Source organism: Vibrio sp. D173a, from assembly GCF_030248475.1.
Window position 1 is genome coordinate 1 of sequence record NZ_JAHGAH010000641.1, and the last position, 1,072, is coordinate 1,072.

Sequence of the window (1,072 nt, forward strand, 5' to 3'; positions counted from 1 at the left end):
AGCCTGAGAACAATCTTTTCACCCCATAACGTTGGTAGGGTTGAGACGCGCATATCGATAGCGATTTCTTGGTTGAGTCTTAGCTTAATTCGACCATCTTGAGGTAAACGACGCTCTGCTATATCTAACTTGGCGAGGATCTTTAGACGTGCTGAAAGGCGGCGGCTGAGATGAGCGGCGGGCTGTTGAGTTTCAACTAAGATCCCATCACAGCGCAGTCTGACTCGGTAATACTCTTCATAGGGTTCAAAGTGGATATCCGAAGCCCCTTTGCGCACGGCATCAACTAATATTTGATTGATGAAACGACTGACCGGGGAGTCATCTTGGCTAAGATCTTCAATGGTGGTGACTTCGTCATCGGAGATCTCAACGAGGTGAGCCAGTTCATCTTGGGTGATCTCTTTACGGTTACCATCACTGCTAGAGATAGCCTTACCATAGAGGCGACGTATAGCACTTTCGAGTGTTTGATGATTGGCCAATACCAATTCAATTTGCAGCCCGGTAGCAAAACGGAAGTCATCCTCGGCCTGTAAGTCGGTAGGATCGGCCGATGCGAGTGTCAGGCTTGATGGTGATTTGGCAACAGGAATCGCGTTGTGCTTGGTAATTAGCTCACGTAGCCCTAATTGCTCGCACTGAGCCTCATAGTCGTAATCGGCTAAAGAGATGATTGGTAAGTCGAAGATGTGAGAGGCATGCTCGGCAAGGGTATTGGATGTAAAGAATCCAAGTGCAATCAAGGCCTCTGGGGTAGAGCCGCCAGAAGCTTGCAGATGTTCCACTACGACTTGTTCTTGAGTCAGGCTAAGTAGGTTAGCCTGACGTAGAACTGTGGGAAGGTTGGTTAGCACTTATGAGCAGCCATTTAAGGTTATGTTTCTAGCAGTACTAATTGAACACGACCAGCTATCATCGACTCGTGACAGTGATACAGAGCTACCAGTGCCACCACCACTCGTAATAGTGACATCAATTCCAGCAGAAGAAACGGCAATTGTTCCTAAACTAAAGCTAGTTTCCCCAATGGCTGCAGAAGTAGTGGGAGCAGCGCCGCTTACAGCGAGGT

Annotated in this window: 2 protein-coding genes; one reads left to right on the plus strand and one right to left on the minus strand. The window is 48.2% G+C overall.

Annotated elements, in window-relative coordinates:
- On the minus strand, window positions 1-857 hold an 857-nt coding region (locus KIV40_RS28160), incomplete at its 3' end, for an ATPase, T2SS/T4P/T4SS family (protein ID WP_285352500.1).
- 22 nt (window positions 858-879) lie between these two features.
- Here KIV40_RS28160 and KIV40_RS28165 point away from each other — a divergent pair.
- A partial coding sequence (locus tag KIV40_RS28165; RefSeq protein WP_285352502.1) for a hypothetical protein occupies window positions 880-1,072 on the plus strand: 193 nt, incomplete at its 3' end.